The 14943-nt window shown below is 68.7% G+C and carries 14 protein-coding genes; 5 read left to right on the top strand and 9 right to left on the bottom strand.

Going from position 1 to position 14943, the window contains the following annotated elements; all coding sequences use genetic code 11:
- Positions 1 to 94 precede the first annotated feature (94 nt).
- From LRP66_RS17060 to LRP66_RS17045, 4 genes are all read right to left on the bottom strand, one after another.
- Complete coding sequence (locus tag LRP66_RS17060) at positions 95 to 913, bottom strand: shikimate 5-dehydrogenase (protein ID WP_230483797.1); 819 nt, start codon at positions 911 to 913, stop codon at positions 95 to 97.
- A gap of 61 nt (positions 914 to 974) precedes the next feature.
- Positions 975 to 2045, bottom strand: coding sequence for a sialidase family protein (locus tag LRP66_RS17055; protein ID WP_230483796.1), 1071 nt, complete (start codon positions 2043 to 2045; stop codon positions 975 to 977).
- Positions 2046 to 2308: 263 nt separating this feature from the next.
- A complete protein-coding gene (locus LRP66_RS17050) occupies positions 2309 to 3352 on the bottom strand; it encodes an NAD(P)H-dependent flavin oxidoreductase (RefSeq protein WP_268992471.1) in 1044 nt (347 codons plus the stop codon).
- Between the two features lie 4 nt (positions 3353 to 3356).
- Positions 3357 to 4076 (bottom strand): c-type cytochrome, encoded by a 720-nt coding sequence (locus LRP66_RS17045; protein ID WP_230483795.1) that lies wholly within the window; start codon positions 4074 to 4076, stop codon positions 3357 to 3359.
- A gap of 129 nt (positions 4077 to 4205) precedes the next feature.
- On the opposite strand from LRP66_RS17045, the gene LRP66_RS17040 reads away from it, so the two are divergent.
- Positions 4206 to 5096: a prephenate dehydratase gene (locus LRP66_RS17040; protein ID WP_230483794.1), complete on the top strand. Its 891-nt coding sequence runs from the start codon at positions 4206 to 4208 to the stop codon at positions 5094 to 5096.
- A 22-nt stretch (positions 5097 to 5118) separates the two neighbouring features.
- On the opposite strand, the gene nudC is transcribed toward LRP66_RS17040, so the two are convergent.
- The 3 genes from nudC to LRP66_RS17025 are packed head-to-tail and all read right to left on the bottom strand — an operon-like array spanning position 5119 to position 8353.
- Positions 5119 to 5970, bottom strand: coding sequence for an NAD(+) diphosphatase (gene nudC, locus LRP66_RS17035; RefSeq protein WP_230483793.1), 852 nt, complete (start codon positions 5968 to 5970; stop codon positions 5119 to 5121).
- The gene (locus LRP66_RS17030; protein WP_443026712.1) at positions 5967 to 7286 is read right to left on the bottom strand and encodes a serine hydrolase domain-containing protein; all 1320 of its coding nucleotides are present in this window, start codon (positions 7284 to 7286) and stop codon (positions 5967 to 5969) included. The genes nudC and LRP66_RS17030 overlap by 4 nt, the downstream gene beginning before the upstream one ends.
- Positions 7286 to 8353, bottom strand: coding sequence for an A/G-specific adenine glycosylase (locus LRP66_RS17025; protein ID WP_230483791.1), 1068 nt, complete (start codon positions 8351 to 8353; stop codon positions 7286 to 7288). Before LRP66_RS17025 ends, LRP66_RS17030 begins: the two co-directional genes overlap by 1 nt.
- Positions 8354 to 8379: 26 nt before the next feature.
- On the opposite strand from LRP66_RS17025, the gene LRP66_RS17020 reads away from it, so the two are divergent.
- From LRP66_RS17020 to LRP66_RS17010, 3 genes are read left to right on the top strand one after another with little or no spacing between them, the layout of a single operon-like run.
- Entirely contained in the window at positions 8380 to 8895 is a 516-nt protein-coding gene (locus tag LRP66_RS17020) for a DUF721 domain-containing protein (protein ID WP_156361024.1), read from the top strand.
- Positions 8895 to 9593: a thioredoxin domain-containing protein gene (locus tag LRP66_RS17015; RefSeq protein ID WP_230483790.1), complete on the top strand. Its 699-nt coding sequence runs from the start codon at positions 8895 to 8897 to the stop codon at positions 9591 to 9593. The genes LRP66_RS17020 and LRP66_RS17015 overlap by 1 nt, the downstream gene beginning before the upstream one ends.
- 30 nt (positions 9594 to 9623) lie before the next feature.
- Entirely contained in the window at positions 9624 to 10361 is a 738-nt protein-coding gene (locus LRP66_RS17010; protein WP_230483789.1) for a DsbA family protein, read from the top strand.
- 284 nt (positions 10362 to 10645) lie between these two features.
- Here the strand turns inward: LRP66_RS17010 and groL are convergent, their stop codons facing one another.
- A complete protein-coding gene (gene groL, locus LRP66_RS17005; RefSeq protein ID WP_230483788.1) occupies positions 10646 to 12286 on the bottom strand; it encodes a chaperonin GroEL in 1641 nt (546 codons plus the stop codon).
- A gap of 87 nt (positions 12287 to 12373) precedes the next feature.
- Positions 12374 to 12661, bottom strand: coding sequence for a co-chaperone GroES (gene groES / locus LRP66_RS17000; protein WP_230483787.1), 288 nt, complete (start codon positions 12659 to 12661; stop codon positions 12374 to 12376).
- 225 nt (positions 12662 to 12886) lie between these two features.
- Between groES and sppA the strand changes: the two genes are divergently transcribed.
- Positions 12887 to 14848 (top strand): signal peptide peptidase SppA, encoded by a 1962-nt coding sequence (gene sppA, locus LRP66_RS16995; RefSeq protein WP_268992470.1) that lies wholly within the window; start codon positions 12887 to 12889, stop codon positions 14846 to 14848.
- Positions 14849 to 14943 lie beyond the last annotated feature (95 nt).

Raw genomic sequence — 14943 nt, 5'->3', positions numbered from 1 at the left:
GACCAAGTCTGCGCAACCCTCTCCCCTCTACGAGGGGCGAGGGATGGACAGGCATAGTTGAATGTCGATCGGCCCTAGCGGCGCGCGCCTAGGATCACCCCATGCGGCGCGCGTAATCCGCAGCCTCCACAACCTGCGCATCGGTCGGCCGAACACCGGTATAGAGCACGAACTGCTCGAGCGCCTGGATCGTCGCGACCTGCGTGCCGGTGATGATCCGCTTGCCCATCGCCTGCGCCGTGCGAAGAAAGCGCGTCTCGGGTGGGTATTGGACGACGTCGAAGGCGATCCCTGCTCCGGCGATCATCGCGTCGGGAAAGGCCGACTGATCCTCATCGCCCCCAGTCATGCCGATCGGCGTGACGTTGACCAGCAGGTCAGCGCCCTCGGTCAGCTCCGGCGCCCAGGCGAAACCGTAAAGCTCGGCCAGGCCGCGCCCGGCGTCCTCGTTGCGCGCGACGATCGTGCCCGTGGTGAACCCCGAGTCGCGAAACGCCGCCGCCACCGCCTTTGCCATGCCGCCGGAGCCGCGCAGCACGAACGCGGTGTCGCGGTCGATATCGGCGATCAGTTCGACGACCGCGGCATAGTCGGTATTGTAGCCCGTCAGCCGCCCGTCGTCGTTGACGATCGTGTTCACGCTGTCGATCGCCGCCGCCGAGCCCGCCAGCCCGTCGAGCATTGGGATCACCGCTTCCTTGAACGGCATAGAGATCGCGCAGCCCCGGATGTTCAGCGCGCGGATCCCGCCGACGGCCGCCGCGAGATCGGTCGTGCTGAACGACTTGTAGACATAGTCGAGCCCGGTCAGCTCATAGAGCCGGTTGTGGAACCGCGATCCGAAATTGCCGGGCCGCGCCGACAGCGACATGCAGAGCCGCGTATCGCGGCCGATGGGGGGCTTGGTGGTCATGGCAACGGTCTAGCGGAGCATCGTGGCCAGCGCATCCCTTGGCCTTGGCCACGATGCCCCCTTACCGCAACAGTCGGGGATCGATCACCATGTGCCGGATATGCTGACGGTTCCAGGTATAGGAAACATGCACCAGCCCGTCGCGGGTCTGGATCACCGCCGGATAGGCATAGCCATCGGGCATCGGCTTGCTCTCCAGGGTCAGGACGTTGCGCCAGCGCACCCCGTCCTCCGACAACCCGATGTTCAGCGGCCAGCGCGGGCCGTCACCGGGGGTTCCGGGGGCATGGGCGCCATGGTTGTAGACGATCAGTTGCCGCCCGTCGGACAGCGTCACCGCGTCGGTCCCGGCATTGGGATTGGGCAGGTCGATCGCCGCGATCGGCGACCAGGTGACTCCATTGTCCCGCGACCAGCTTTGCGCCAGCGCCCCCTGCCGCGTCCGCGCCACCAGTTCCAGCGTGCCGTCCTTGTGGAACAGGATACTGGGCTGGATCGCCTCGATATGCATGGGCGAGGCGATGGGCGCACTGACCGTCCAGTGTCCGCCGCGATCGGTGCTGCGCTCGATCCGCAGCGACCAGATATTGGCCTCCGCCGTCCCCTCTTCCCGACTGGACGGGGCAAGCCAGCTCCCGTCGGCGGCGATCACCGGCTTGTTCTTGATCGGCCCCAGCACGCCCCGGGGCAGCGGTTCCGGCGTCGTCCAGGTGCGGCCGCCATCGCTCGAACGGATGACCATGCCCCACCATTGACGCGGATTGGGCCCGACCTTGTAATAGAGGTGAAGCGGGCCGCCAGGCGGCTGGAACAGGACCGGGTTCCAGGTCGGATAGCGCGTGTCGCCATGCGGGGATACGCCGTCCGCGACCGGCACCGGCGCGGTCCAGCCCCGCCCCTCGCGCCGTGCGAACCATATCCGTACATCGGGGCGGCTCTCCCCCGAACCTCCGAACCACGCGGCGGCGAGCGTCCCGTCGGGCAGTTGCACCAGCGTCGAGGCATGCGCCTGCGGATAGGGGGCATGTGCATCGATGAACTCGGACGACAGGATCGGTGAGCGCATCTCCGCCGCCGCCAGCGGGGTAGCGGCCATCACCATGGGGGCCATCCAGGCCGCGAACTTCGTCATGCTGCTCTTCTCCGCCTTGTCCTGGGACCGGTCGACATTCCCCCTATTCCTGCCACGCGAGGGGTTCTGCGCAAAAGCCCGATCCCTGCCCCCTGTTCCCCCGCCCAGGCGGGGGTCCAGTACCCCCAGCAGGACAACCGCTTCACGGAGAGCACTGGGCCCCCGCCTGCGCGGGGGAACGGCGAATTTGCGGTTGGAATGGCACTTTCGCGAAGGAAGGAAGGGAATGAACGTCGAGCAGCCTGAGCCCGGTCGGATAGACCCTATCGCCGCATCTCGCCAGCAATGGTCCGCACCAGCTCGCCCGCGGGCATGACCCGCGCCAGCGGTGCGCCCTGCCCCGCCCATTGCGCGCCATAGCCATGCTGCCCCCGCGCGCTGGCGGCGGCGTGGAGCGCCTTTCCGGCGTCATAGGCGATCGGATAGTCGGGCGGCGCGACCGACAGCCTTTCCTCCAGTGCGGTGAAGCGATTGGGCAGGCACCGCGCCGGCCGTCCGGAGATGACGCGGGTCATCCGCGTATGCGCCGCCCCCTCGCCCAGCAGGGTCGCTCGATAGGCCGCGTCCGCCGCGCTTTCGGGGCAGGCGATGAACGCCGTTCCCAGTTGCGCCGCCACCGCGCCCAGCGCCAGTGCCGCGGACACTCCAGCGCCGTCCATCATGCCCCCCGCCGCGATCACTGGCCGAGCCGCCCGCACCGCGAGCAACCGGGTCAGCGCCAGCACGCCCAGCCGGTCGTCGGGGGCGTCGGGATCGAAGACCCCGCGATGCCCGCCCGCCTCATAGCCCTGGGCGACCAGCGCATCGATCCCGGCCCTTTCGGCGGCACGCGCCTCCGCCGGTGAGGTGACGCTCGCCAGCAGCAGGCACCCGGCGGCCTTGAGCGCGGCGATTCGCGTCGCGTCGGGAAGGCCGAAATGGAAGCTGACGACCGCCGGTCGCGCCTCGACCAACAGCGCCAGCATCGCATCATCCCCGGCGAAACTGGGATAGATGGCGCGCAGGGCCGCGGGCGGTTCGGCCCGCTGCTCGGCAAAGACGGGGCGCAGCGCCTCGCACCACGCCGCCTCGCGCATCGGGTCATGGCGGGGCGGCGCGTGGACGAAGAGATTGACGTTGAACGGCCGGTCGGTACGCGCGCCGGTCTCGGCCAGCATCGCGGCGGCCTGCGCCGGATCGCTCGCGCCCAGTGCGATCCCGCCGAGCCCGCCCGCCTCGCACACCGCCGCCGCCATGGCGGGGGTCGACACCCCCGCCATCGGTGCCTGCAGGATCGGCAGATGGGCGATCAGCTCGGCGAATGTCACCCGATCACTTGGGCGCCTTGGCCCCCTCGATCGCGGCCTGGGGATCGACCGAGGGCGCGCCCTTGGCGGGCGTTCCGGTGTTGGCGATCGATCCGGTGTCGCCGCGTGGATCCTCCTCGACCTTCTTGACCGCCGCGTCGGCGCCATTGGCCGGAGCACCGGCGGCGGGTTCCTTGGCCGCCGCGTCCTTGGCCGCCGGAGCGGCGGGGAGCGGCAGGTTCGATCCCTGCTGGTTGAGGTAGAGGATCACGTTCGCACGGTCCTGCGGGTTGGAGAGGCCCGCGAAGGTCATCTTGGTGCCGGGCGCGAATTTGCGCGGGCTGGTCAGCCACGCGTTCATCTTGTCCCAGTCCCAATTGCCGCCGACCGCCTTCAGCGCGTCGGAGAAGGCGAAGCCCGCCTTGCCCTGGGCGATGCCCTCACCCAGCGTGGCATAGAGATTGGGGCCGATGCCGTTCGCGCCACCCTGGTTGATGGTGTGGCAGGCGGCGCATTTCTTGAACACTTCCGCGCCCTTGGCCGCGTCCGCCGTCGGTAGCAGCGACGCGATCGGCACTTCCGCCGCGGCACCGCCGCCGCCCTCGGCCTCGACACCCTCGATCGCATAGCCCATTTTTTCCGGCCGTTCGTCGTGGAACATCATGCCGCCGACGATCGAAAGACCCAGTGCCGCGCCTGCCGCGCCAAGCACCCATCCCGCGATCGTATTGGTCTTTAGGTCCATCGCTTTTCGCTGCCCCGCCAATATCTCTCCTGAACCCGGACCTTAGGTGCCGCTTTCGCGGACGGCAAGTTTTGTGTCTCCGGCTTCACGTCTTGATCGCGCGCCGCCCCGCGATTAGGCCGCTGGCCCATGGAGAATTACGCCGCCCCCGCCCGCCCGATCGTCGCGGCGATGACGAACGCCGCGCTGGCCGAGCCGCACCGCGCCGTCGCGTTTCAGGGCGCGCCGGGCGCGAACAGCCATGTCGCGGCGCTGGAGGCCTATCCCGATGGCCTGCCCCTGCCCTGCTTCGACTTCGCCGACGCGCTCGATGCGGTGAAGAGTGGAAAGGCCGACCGAGCCATCATCCCGATCGAGAATTCGCTGCATGGGCGGGTGGCGGACATCCACTTCCTGCTGCCCGAATCCGGGCTGGCGATCGTGGGCGAGCATTTCCTGTCGATCCGCCACGCGCTGATGGCGACCGGGACGCGCGACGAACTGGCCGAGGCGATGAGCCATCCCCAGGCGCTCGGCCAATGCCGTCACTGGCTGCGCGCGCACGGTATCCGTCCCATCGCCTATGCCGACACGGCGGGCGCGGCGGCGCGGGTGGCGGAGATGGGCGATCCCCGTATCGCCGCGCTCGCCCCCCCGCGCGCCGCCGAGCTCTACGGCCTGAACCTGCTGGCCGAGGACATCTCGGACGGCGAGCGCAACATGACGCGCTTCGTCGCCCTGGCACGCGGCAGCCAGCCGCCGGTCGGCGACGGCCCCTGGATGACCAGCCTCATCTTCGAGGTGAAGAATATTCCCGCCGCGCTGTACAAGGCGATGGGGGGCTTCGCGACCAACGGCGTCAACATGACCAAGCTGGAAAGCTATCAGCGCGGGGGCAGCTTCGCGGCGACCGAATTCTATTGCGACGTGGTCGGCAAGCCGGGCGAACCCGCCTTCGACCGCGCGGTCGAGGAACTGGGATTCCACAGCAAGTCGGTGCGGATACTCGGCACCTACGCCCAGGCGCGCGAGCGGGGGTGATCCTCCCCGATACGGGGAGGGATCAGGCGGCCCAGGCCGCCAGCAGCGTATGGGCGATCGCATAGTCGGGCGGCACGCCGAAACGCGAGCCATCCCCCGCCAGCGCGGCGCGCACCTCGTCGCGCGAGACCCAAATCGCGTCTTCCAGCTCGGTCGTATCGATCGTGAGGACGTCGTCCACGGCGGTCGCCACGCACGCGATCATCAGCGAGGACGGAAACGGCCAGGGCTGGCTGGCGATGTAGCGGACATTCCCGACCCGCACGCCCGCCTCCTCGAACAATTCCCGTGCGACCGCCTCCTCGATCGATTCGCCCGGCTCGAGGAAACCGGCCAGCGCCGAGTAGCGCCCCGGCGGAAAGGCGGGCTGCCGACCCAGCAGCGCGCGACCATCATGCTCGGCGATCATGATGACCACCGGATCGACGCGCGGGAAATGCTCGGTGCCGCAGGCGGGGCAGTGCCGCCCCCAGCCGCTGCGGAACGGCGCCGTCGCGGTGCCGCAGCGGGCACAGAAGCGATGCCGCGCGTGCCAGTCGATCACCGACCGCGCCGCGGCATAGGTCGCCGCCTCGCCCGGCATCAGCGCATGGAGCGCCGCGATCATCTCGAACGAGCGGCCGACCGCCGGTTCGCCTGTCAGCCGCGCGAAATGCGGTACGCCGTCCTCGATCCCCAGCAGGACATGCTCGTCCGCGACGGCATCGGGGGGAATGCCGGTCCAGGCCAGTCGTCCGTCCGCCATGCCGGGCTGATAGCCATCGAGTACCAATAGCCGCGCCGCCGGATCGGCCAGGGCCGCCGCGAAACCCTGGGGATCGTGGCGCAGCGGATCGGCGCGGTCCAGGCGACCGCCGGTAAAGCCGATCGTCACGGACGGCTCCGCCCCAGATCCTGGTAGAGCGCCGCCGCCAGGTCGCGACGCAGGGGATAGCGGTCGGCCGGGAAATAATTGACCATCACCGTGCCGCGCATGTGCCGGGTCGGGTCGACATAGGCGATCGTGCCCGCCGCCCCTCCCCAGCCATAGGTGCCCTTGCCCGGTCCGCCCGGCGTATCGGCGAGCGTCACCGATCCCCCCGCGCCATAACCGGTCGGTATCGCCCCCGCGCTGCCCCCGGTGCTCCCCGACACGCCACCATAGCTCACCCCCTGGGGAAGGAGGTTGGACATGGCGAGCCGCACCGTTTCGGGCTTCATCACGCGGACGCCGTCGACCTGCCCTTCGTTCTGGAGCATTTGCAGGAACCGGTCATAGTCGCGTGCCGACATGACCAGACCCGCGCCGCCATAGGGAAAGCTCGGCGCCTGGCGAAACACCGAGGTCGCCGCCGGATCGACCGGGACCAGATTGTCGCCGAGGAAGGTATAGTTGCTGACCAGCCGGTTCGCCGCCGATGCGGGCACCTGCCAATAGCTCGAATTCATCTTGAGCGGGGTGAACAGCCGCGTCTGCACGAAGCGTTCGAACGGCACGCCCGACACCTTCTCGACCACCGCCGCCATCACGTCGAGGCCCATCGAATAGCTCCATTGCGTCCCCGGCTCGGCGACCAGCGGCACGGCGGCGGCACGCTCGGCGAATTGCTGGAGCGTGGCCGGGCGGGTCGGACGGACCTTGGCCTCGACCTGCGCATTGGCGGCGAAGGGCATCAGGCCCAGCCGCTCATATTCCTTGAGCAGCGGCCCCTTGGCATTGAAGCCATAGCCGAGCCCCGCCGTGTGGGTCAGCAGTTCCCGGATGGTGATCGGCTTGGTCGCCGGACGCGTGGCGAGCGAGGCGTCGGGATCGGTCAGCACCCGCATCTGCCGATAGGCCGGATAGATATCGGACAACGGCTGATCGAGCTTGAGCTTGCCCTCCTCGATCAGGATCATCGCGGCCATGGCGGTGATCGGCTTGGTCATCGAATAGACCCGCCACAGGCTGTCGGGCGTGACGGCGGGGGCGCCGGGCTCCAGACCGGTACGCCCGGCGGCGACGAACATCGGCGGCCGGCCCTGGATACCGATCGCGGCGACGATGCCCGGCATCTTGCCCGTGCGGACATAGGTGTCGAACAACGCCTGCGTCGCGGGCAGCGCGGTCGCGGCTTGGGCGCGGGGCTGCGGTTGCTGCGCGACCTGCGCCGGGGCGGTGGCACTCAGCAGGATCAGCATCGCCCCGCTCGTCAACATCACACGGCGCATCATCGGTCTCCGGCCCCTTTCAAACGATCGGCTGCCCGCGCGAACAACGTGGGCAGGCCAGCGGTTCCCAGTTCGGCCACCGGCCACCATTCGCCCGCCGCCGAATCGGCCGGTTCGCCCTCGCTCTTCGCAAGCGCCAATTCCAGTTCGAAATGCGTGAAGCCATGGACGACCGTGTCGTTCAGCATCGTCCACGGCCCGTCGCCGGGCGCGTCGGCCAGTCCGGGGCGATCGTCGCTCCACGGCCCGGTCGGCAGGGCGCGCATCCCGCCCAGCAGCCCCTTGTCCGGTCGCCGGACCAGCCACACCCGCCCGTCCCGCTCGATCCAGAAGACGGTGCCGTGGCGACGGGGACGCTTCTTCTTGGGTGCCTTGGCGGGCAGCGTCTCGGCGATCCCCTCGGCTCGCGCCCGACAGTCGGTCGCGATCGGGCAGAGCAGGCATTGCGGCCGCTTCACGGTACAGATGGAGGAGCCCAGGTCCATCATCGCCTGCGCGAAGTCGCCCGCGCGACGGTCGGGGGTGATCCGGTCCGTCGCCGCGCGGATCGCGGGCCGCGCGGCGGGGAGCGGGGTGCGGATCGCGAACAGCCGCGCGACCACACGCTCGACATTGGCGTCGACCACCACCGCCCGCTCGCCGAACGCGATCGCCGCCACCGCCGCCGCCGTGTAAGCGCCCAATCCGGGAAGTTCGCGAAGCGCCGCCTCGGTCGTCGGGAAGCGCCCGCCATGCTCGGCGACCACCGCCCGCGCCGCCTTCACCAGATTGCGGGCGCGCGCATAATAGCCAAGCCCCGCCCAGGCGGCCATGACGTCCGCGTCCGATGCCGCCGCCAGGCTCGCGACATCGGGCCAGCGCTCGGTCCACGCGGTGAATCGCGGCGCGACCGCCGCCACCGTCGTCTGTTGCAGCATGACCTCCGACAGCCAGACCCGGTAGGGATCGGGGGTCGTTCCCGGACGGCCGCGCCACGGCAGGTCGCGCGCATGGCGGTCGTACCAGGCCAGCAAACGCCCGGCGGGGGTGTCGATTTTTTCAGTCGATGATGAGTGCTTGGCGTCCACCCGCCCGCTATGGCATGGAGCGCGATATGAGCAAGCGCGTCCGCGCCCCCCAAGAGCCGCCCCCCCGATCGAATCGCCCGCGCGCGGTATCCGAACTGCTGCCCGCGATCGGCGGCGCGGCCTTTCGCCGCTTCGGCTTCGTCCAGAGCGCGATCGTCAGCCGCTGGCCCGATATCGTCGGGCCCCGTTTGTCGACCGCCAGCGCCCCCGAATCGATCCGGTTCCCGCAGGGCGAGAAGCAGAACGGCGTGCTGACCCTGGTGGTGCGCGGCGCGCACGCCCCGATGATGCAGCACATCGCGCCCGAGATCATCGAGCGGGTGAACCGTTTCTTCGGCTATCCGGCGGTCGCGCGGCTCCAGATCCGGCAGGGTGAGTTGCCCATGGCGGCACCGCGCCGCGCCGCGCCGCCCAAGCCCCAGCCGGTCCCGCCCGAGATGGGCGACGGGCTGCGCCAGATCGCCGATCCGGAGCTTCGCGCCGTTCTCGAATCGCTTGCCGCGGGCGTCGCTGCGACGCGCGGCCTTCCCAAGGTGTCGTGATGCGTCTCTTCCTGTCGCTGGCCGCGCTCGGCCTCTCGCTTTCCGCCGTCCCGACCACCGCCGACGCCGCGCAGGCGCAGCGCAAGGTCGACTGGACGAGCCACGTCACCCAGACGCCCGCTGGCGCCTATGTCATCGGCAATCCCAATGCGCGGGTGAAGCTGGTCGAATATGTCAGCTATACCTGCCCGCACTGCGCCGATTTCTCGACCAGGTCCGCGGCCGTGCTCAAGGGGCAGATGGTGCGCTCGGGCTCGACCAGCATCGAGCTTCGCCATTTCATCCGCGACCGGCTCGACCTCGCCGCCGCGCTCGTCGCGCGCTGCGGCGGGGCGGCCAAATTCGCCGGGCTGAGCGACACGATCTTCGCGCAGCAGCGCGACTGGCTGAAGCGCGGCATGGAGTTCGACGAGGCCAATGGCCAGCGGATCGCCGCCTACCCCGCCGCCGCACAGATGCGTGCCGAGGTGGACGGGGCGGGGCTGACCGCGATCGGCAAGGCGGCGGGCCTCACTGACGCGCAGATCACCGCCTGCCTGTCGGACCGCGCCGCGACCGACCGCGTCATCGCGCTCACCACCTCCGCGCCCGCCACGATCGAGGGCACCCCCGGCTTCTTCATCAACGGCAAGCAGGCGATGGGTGTCTTCACCTGGGAGGCGCTGTTGCCGCTGTTGCGCGCGGCGGGCGCCCGCTAAGTTCCTTTTTCCCCCTCGGAGCATTTGTCGATGAAGTCCCACCTCCTTCTCCTCGCCCTGCCGCTGGCGCTCGCCGCTTGCGGGAGCAATGGCGACGCCAACAGCAGCGCCCCCGCCGCCTCGCCGCTGCCCGCGGTCGCCGCGCCCGCGGGCCAGGACTGGACCCAGGTCGTCAGCAAGACCGCCGAGGGCTATGTGATGGGCAACCCCAATGCCCCCATCAAGCTGGTCGAATATGGCTCGCGCCTCTGCCCGGCCTGCGGCGCCTTCGCGCGCGAGGGATATGAGCCGCTGACCAGCAATTACGTCAAGTCGGGCAAGGTGAGCTGGGAATTCCGCGAATTCCTGATCCACGGCGCGCCCGACCTGCCGCCTGCGCTGCTCGGCATCTGCGCGGGCGAGGCGACCTTCTTCCCGGTGCTGGAGCAGATGTACCAGTCGCAGCAGGGCTTCAACGACAAGCTCCAGGCGATGAGCCCCGACCAGCAAAAGGCTTTGCAGAACGCCAAGCCGGTCGACGTGATCAAGGCGCTGGCCGACCAGATGGACCTCATCAACTTCGTCAAGCAGCGCGGCATCCCCGAAGCCAAGGCACGCCAGTGCCTGGGCGACATGACGCAGATCGATCGCCTGACCAAGCAGACCCAGGATCGCGGCGCCGACGGCACGGTGACCGGCACCCCTACCTTCCTGCTCAACGGCAAGCCGCTGAAGGGCGCGATCACCTGGTCGGACGTCCAGGCCGCGCTGAAGAACGCGGGCGCGTAAGCGGGTCCGACTTTCGGGTTACGGGAAAGGCGGTCGGGCGATGGTCCGGCCGCCTTTTTCTGTGCTCTTCTGTCCCCCCGGCGAAGGCCGGGGCCCGGTCGCGATGCGGATGATGGCGCGCGAGTCCCGTGGCCTTCGGTTTCGCTCGGGCGGAACGGCGGTCGGGAACACCGCGGACACAAAAAAGGCCCGGGGATCGCTCCCCGAGCCTCTCTTTGGCATTGCCGCAAGGACAGGCCGGTCCGGTCCCCGGCGGGTCGCCCCGCCGGTCGCCGATATCCGACTTAGAAGTCCATGCCGCCCATGCCGCCCATGCCGCCACCGGCGGGCATGGCGGGCTTGTCTTCGGGCAGCTCGGCCACGGTGGCTTCCGTGGTGATGAGCAGGCCCGCGACCGACGCCGCGTTCTGGAGCGCGGTGCGGACGACCTTGGTCGGGTCGATCACGCCGGCGGTCACCAGGTTCTCATAGGTGTCGGTCGACGCGTTGAAGCCGAACGAGGTGTCGTTCTGGTCGAGCAGCTTGCCCGACACGACGGCACCGTCATGGCCGGCGTTCTGAGCGATCTGGCGAACCAGCGCGGTCAGCGACTTGCGGACGATGTCGATACCACGGGTCTGGTCGTCGTTGACGCCCTTGACGCCGTCGAGCGCCTTGGTCGCGTAGAGCAGCGCCGTGCCACCGCCGGGGACGATGCCCTCTTCGACGGCCGCGCGGGTCGCGTGCAGCGCGTCGTCGACGCGGTCCTTGCGCTCCTTCACCTCGACCTCGGTCGCACCGCCGACCTTGATGACGGCGACGCCGCCAGCAAGCTTGGCCAGACGCTCCTGGAGCTTCTCGCGGTCGTAGTCGCTGGTGGTGTTCTCGATCTGCGCACGGATCGCCTCGGTGCGGCCCTTGATCGCTTCGGCATCACCCGCGCCATCGACGATGGTGGTGTTGTCCTTGTCGATCGTGACGCGCTTGGCGGTGCCCAGCATGCCGACGGTGACGGTCTCGAGCTTGATGCCCAGGTCTTCCGAGATCAGCTCGCCAGCGGTCAGGATGGCGATGTCTTCCAGCATCGCCTTGCGACGATCGCCGAAGCCCGGCGCCTTGACCGCTGCGACCTTCAGGCCGCCGCGCAGCTTGTTGACGACGAGCGTGGCCAGAGCCTCACCCTCGATGTCCTCGGCGATGATCAGGAGCGGACGGCCCGACTGGACGACGGCTTCCAGGATCGGGAGCATCGCCTGCAGGTTCGACAGCTTCTTCTCGTGGATCAGGATGTACGGGTCGTTGAGTTCGACCGTCATCTTCTCCGGGTTGGTGATGAAGTAGGGCGACAGATAGCCACGGTCGAACTGCATGCCCTCGACGACGTCGAGCTCGAAATCGAGACCCTTCGCTTCCTCGACGGTGATCACGCCTTCCTTGCCGACCTTTTCCATGGCCTCGGCGATCTTCTCGCCGACTTCACGGTCGCCATTGGCCGAGATGATGCCGACCTGCGCCACTTCCGACGAACCCGAGACGGGCTTCGAGCGGGCCTTGATGTCCTCGACGACCTTGGTGACGGCGATGTCGATGCCGCGCTTCAGGTCCATCGGGTTCATGCCCGCCGCGACCGACTTCATGCCCTCGCGGACGATCGCCTGGGCCAGGACCGTCGCGGTGGTGGTGCCGTCACCGGCGATGTCGTTGGTCTTCGACGCCACTTCGCGCACCATCTGCGCGCCCATGTTCTCGAACTTGTCCTTGAGTTCGATTTCCTTGGCGACCGAAACGCCGTCCTTGGTGATGCGCGGGGCACCGAACGACTTGTCGATCACGACGTTGCGGCCCTTCGGCCCCAGCGTGACCTTGACGGCATCGGCGAGGATGTCGACGCCCTTCATGATGCGCTCACGCGCGTCGCGCGAAAACTTGACTTCCTTGGCTGCCATGGTGGCTACCCTTTCAGATTAGGATTGTGGAGATCAGGAGTCTTTGGATCCGGGCCCCGACCTTCGCCGGGGCTGGCGCTCATCGGCTCAGCCGATGATCCCCAGAATGTCCGATTCCTTCATGATCAGCAGGTCTTCACCGTTGACCTTGACCTCGGTGCCCGACCACTTGCCGAACAGGATGCGGTCGCCCGCCTTCACGTCCAGCGGGGTCAGCTTGCCGTCTTCGGCCTTCGCACCCGAACCGGCGGCGACGACCTCGCCCTCCTGGGGCTTTTCCTTGGCGGTGTCGGGGATGATGATCCCGCCAGCCGTCTTTTCCTCGGCCTCGACCCGGCGAACGAGAACGCGGTCGTGCAACGGACGAAAGTTCATTGCCATGTCCCTTTATCTGGCATGTTACACTTTTCTGGCACTCGAGCCATGCGAGTGCCAACGCCCCGGATATGTGAACGGCCGTTCGGGGCGTCAACGCCCGGCGGAGAAATATTTCGACGGGGCGACCCGAAAACGGGAACCAAACGAAGCATGAGGCCCACCCGTATTGGCGCCGTAACACGGACCATTGCCGAGCCTCCCCGGCTGGGCTAGCCATGCCGGATGACCGACGCCCGTTCCGACGCTTTTCCGCCCGCCTCCCCGCTAGATCAGGATTTCAGCCGCCCCGGTCGCAAGCCCGGCAGACGTGGCGGGTGGCGGATCGTCCGCGCGGCGTGGCGGCTGCTCGTCGGGATCAAGGACTTCCTCGTCCTGGCGGCGATGCTGTTGTTCTTCGGGCTGATCTTCGCCGCGCTCAACGCCCGGCCGGGGACCAGGGCGATCACCGACGGCGCACTTTTGCTCAAGCTCGACGGCCCGATCGTCGAACAGCCCGAGACGGTCGCCCCGCTCGCCCTGCTGTCGGGCGGCGAAACCCCGCGCCAGTATCGCCTGCGCGACGTGGTCCGCGCGATCGACACCGCCAGGGAAGACGGTCGGGTCAAGGTGCTGGTGCTCGACCTCGATGCGTTCGGCGGCGCCTATCCCGCGATGCTGCAGGAAGTGGGCGATGCGATGACCCGCTTCCGCAAGAGCGGCAAGCCGGTACTGACCTATGCCACCGCCTATACCGACGGCGCCTATCGTCTGGCGGCCAATGCCAGCGAGATCTGGGTCAACCCGCTGGGCGGCACGCTGTTCACCGGTCCCGGCGGCAACCAGCTTTATTACAAGGGGCTGATCGACAAGCTGGGCGTCAACACCCACGTCTATCGCGTCGGCAAGTTCAAGTCGTTCGTCGAGCCCTATATCCGCACCGACCAGAGCCCCGACGCGCGCGCCGCGTCGCAGGCGCTCTACGGCACGCTGTTCGCCCAGTGGCGCGAAGCCGTCGCCAAGGCGCGACCCAAGGCGCAGATCGACGGCTTCCTGGCCCAGCCCGATCGCGCCATCCTGGCGACGAACGGCAATATCGCGGAGGCCAATCTGAAGGCCGGGCTGGTCGACAAGCTGGGCGACCGGATGGCGTTCGGCAAGCGCGTCGCCGAAATCGCCGGTGCGGAATCGGACAAGCCCGCTGGCAGCTTCCGCACCATCTCCTATGCCTCCTGGGTGCGCGCCAACCCGTTGCCGACCACTGGCGACGCGATCGGCGTGCTGACCGTCGCGGGCGACATCGTCGACGGCGAGGCCGGCCCCGGCACGGCGGCGGGCGACACGGTATCCAAGGCGCTGCTCGACGGACTGGCGACCGAGAAGCTCAAGGCGCTGGTCGTGCGCGTCGATTCGCCGGGCGGCTCGGTCCTCGCCTCGGAACAGATCCGTCAGGCGATCCTCGAGGCCAAGCGCCAGAAGCTGCCCGTCATCGTTTCGATGGGCGGACTTGCCGCGTCGGGTGGCTATTGGGTTTCGACCCCCGGCGACATGATCTACGCCGAGCCGGGGACGATCACCGGATCGATCGGCATCTTCGGGATCATCCCGACCTTCGAGAACACGCTCGCCAAGATCGGCGTGACCACCGACGGGGTGAAGACCACGCCGCTGACCGGCCAGCCCGACATATTGGGCGGCACCACGCCGATGCTCGACACGATCCTGCAGGCGGGGATCGAGAACGGCTATCGCCAGTTTCTGGGCCGCGTCGCGCAGTCGCGGCACATGACGCCGGAAAAGGTCGACACGATCGCGCAGGGTCGCGTCTGGGACGGCGGCACCGCGCGCCAGATCGGACTGGTCGACCGCTTCGGCACCCTGTCCGACGCGATCGCCGAGGCCGCCCGCCGCGCGAAGCTCGACCCGACCAAGGTCCATGCCGAATATCTGGAGAAGAAGCCCGGCTTCGCGGCCTTCCTGGCGGAGGGTTTCGAGAGCGACGATGACGGACAGCAGGGCGGCGACGTCTTCGCGATCGCCGCCGCCGAGCGCCGCGCGGTCGCCGCGCGCGCGCTGGGCGACGTCGCGCGGCTGGTCCGCGGCGGTTCGGTCCAGGCCCGCTGCCTCGAATGCGGTGCGCTGGGCCCGATCGCCAAGGTCGGCGACCAGCGGCTGCTCGACCTGATGATCGCGAAGCTCGGGCTGTAAAACCCGCCGAGCCTTGGCGAAGACGGCGGGATGGCGCGGGGAGGCGCGGGACACGGATCGGGACTTCCCGAACCGCGTCGCATCACGCTAGGCAG

The sequence above is a fragment of the Sphingomonas sp. Leaf21 genome (assembly GCF_916858675.1).
Taxonomy (GTDB): domain Bacteria; phylum Pseudomonadota; class Alphaproteobacteria; order Sphingomonadales; family Sphingomonadaceae; genus Sphingomonas.
The sequence above is the reverse complement of the archived record's forward strand: the minus strand, read 5'-3'. Positions and strand labels throughout refer to the sequence as shown.

Bases quoted from the DNA above. Each gene is read 5' to 3' on its own strand.
- LRP66_RS17030 (WP_443026712.1), bottom strand. From the start codon at position 7,286: ATGCGCCGTGTGATGTTGACGAGCGGGGCGATGCTGATCCTGCTGAGT.
- LRP66_RS17010 (WP_230483789.1), top strand. From the start codon at position 9,624: ATGAAGTCCCACCTCCTTCTCCTCGCCCTGCCGCTGGCGCTCGCCGCT.
- sppA (WP_268992470.1), top strand. From the start codon at position 12,887: ATGACCGACGCCCGTTCCGACGCTTTTCCGCCCGCCTCCCCGCTAGAT.
- LRP66_RS17060 (WP_230483797.1), bottom strand. From the start codon at position 913: ATGACCACCAAGCCCCCCATCGGCCGCGATACGCGGCTCTGCATGTCG.
- LRP66_RS17040 (WP_230483794.1), top strand. From the start codon at position 4,206: ATGGAGAATTACGCCGCCCCCGCCCGCCCGATCGTCGCGGCGATGACG.
- LRP66_RS17055 (WP_230483796.1), bottom strand. From the start codon at position 2,045: ATGACGAAGTTCGCGGCCTGGATGGCCCCCATGGTGATGGCCGCTACC.
- LRP66_RS17015 (WP_230483790.1), top strand. From the start codon at position 8,895: ATGCGTCTCTTCCTGTCGCTGGCCGCGCTCGGCCTCTCGCTTTCCGCC.
- groL (WP_230483788.1), bottom strand. From the start codon at position 12,286: ATGGCAGCCAAGGAAGTCAAGTTTTCGCGCGACGCGCGTGAGCGCATC.
- groES (WP_230483787.1), bottom strand. From the start codon at position 12,661: ATGAACTTTCGTCCGTTGCACGACCGCGTTCTCGTTCGCCGGGTCGAG.
- LRP66_RS17020 (WP_156361024.1), top strand. From the start codon at position 8,380: ATGAGCAAGCGCGTCCGCGCCCCCCAAGAGCCGCCCCCCCGATCGAAT.
- LRP66_RS17045 (WP_230483795.1), bottom strand. From the start codon at position 4,076: ATGGACCTAAAGACCAATACGATCGCGGGATGGGTGCTTGGCGCGGCA.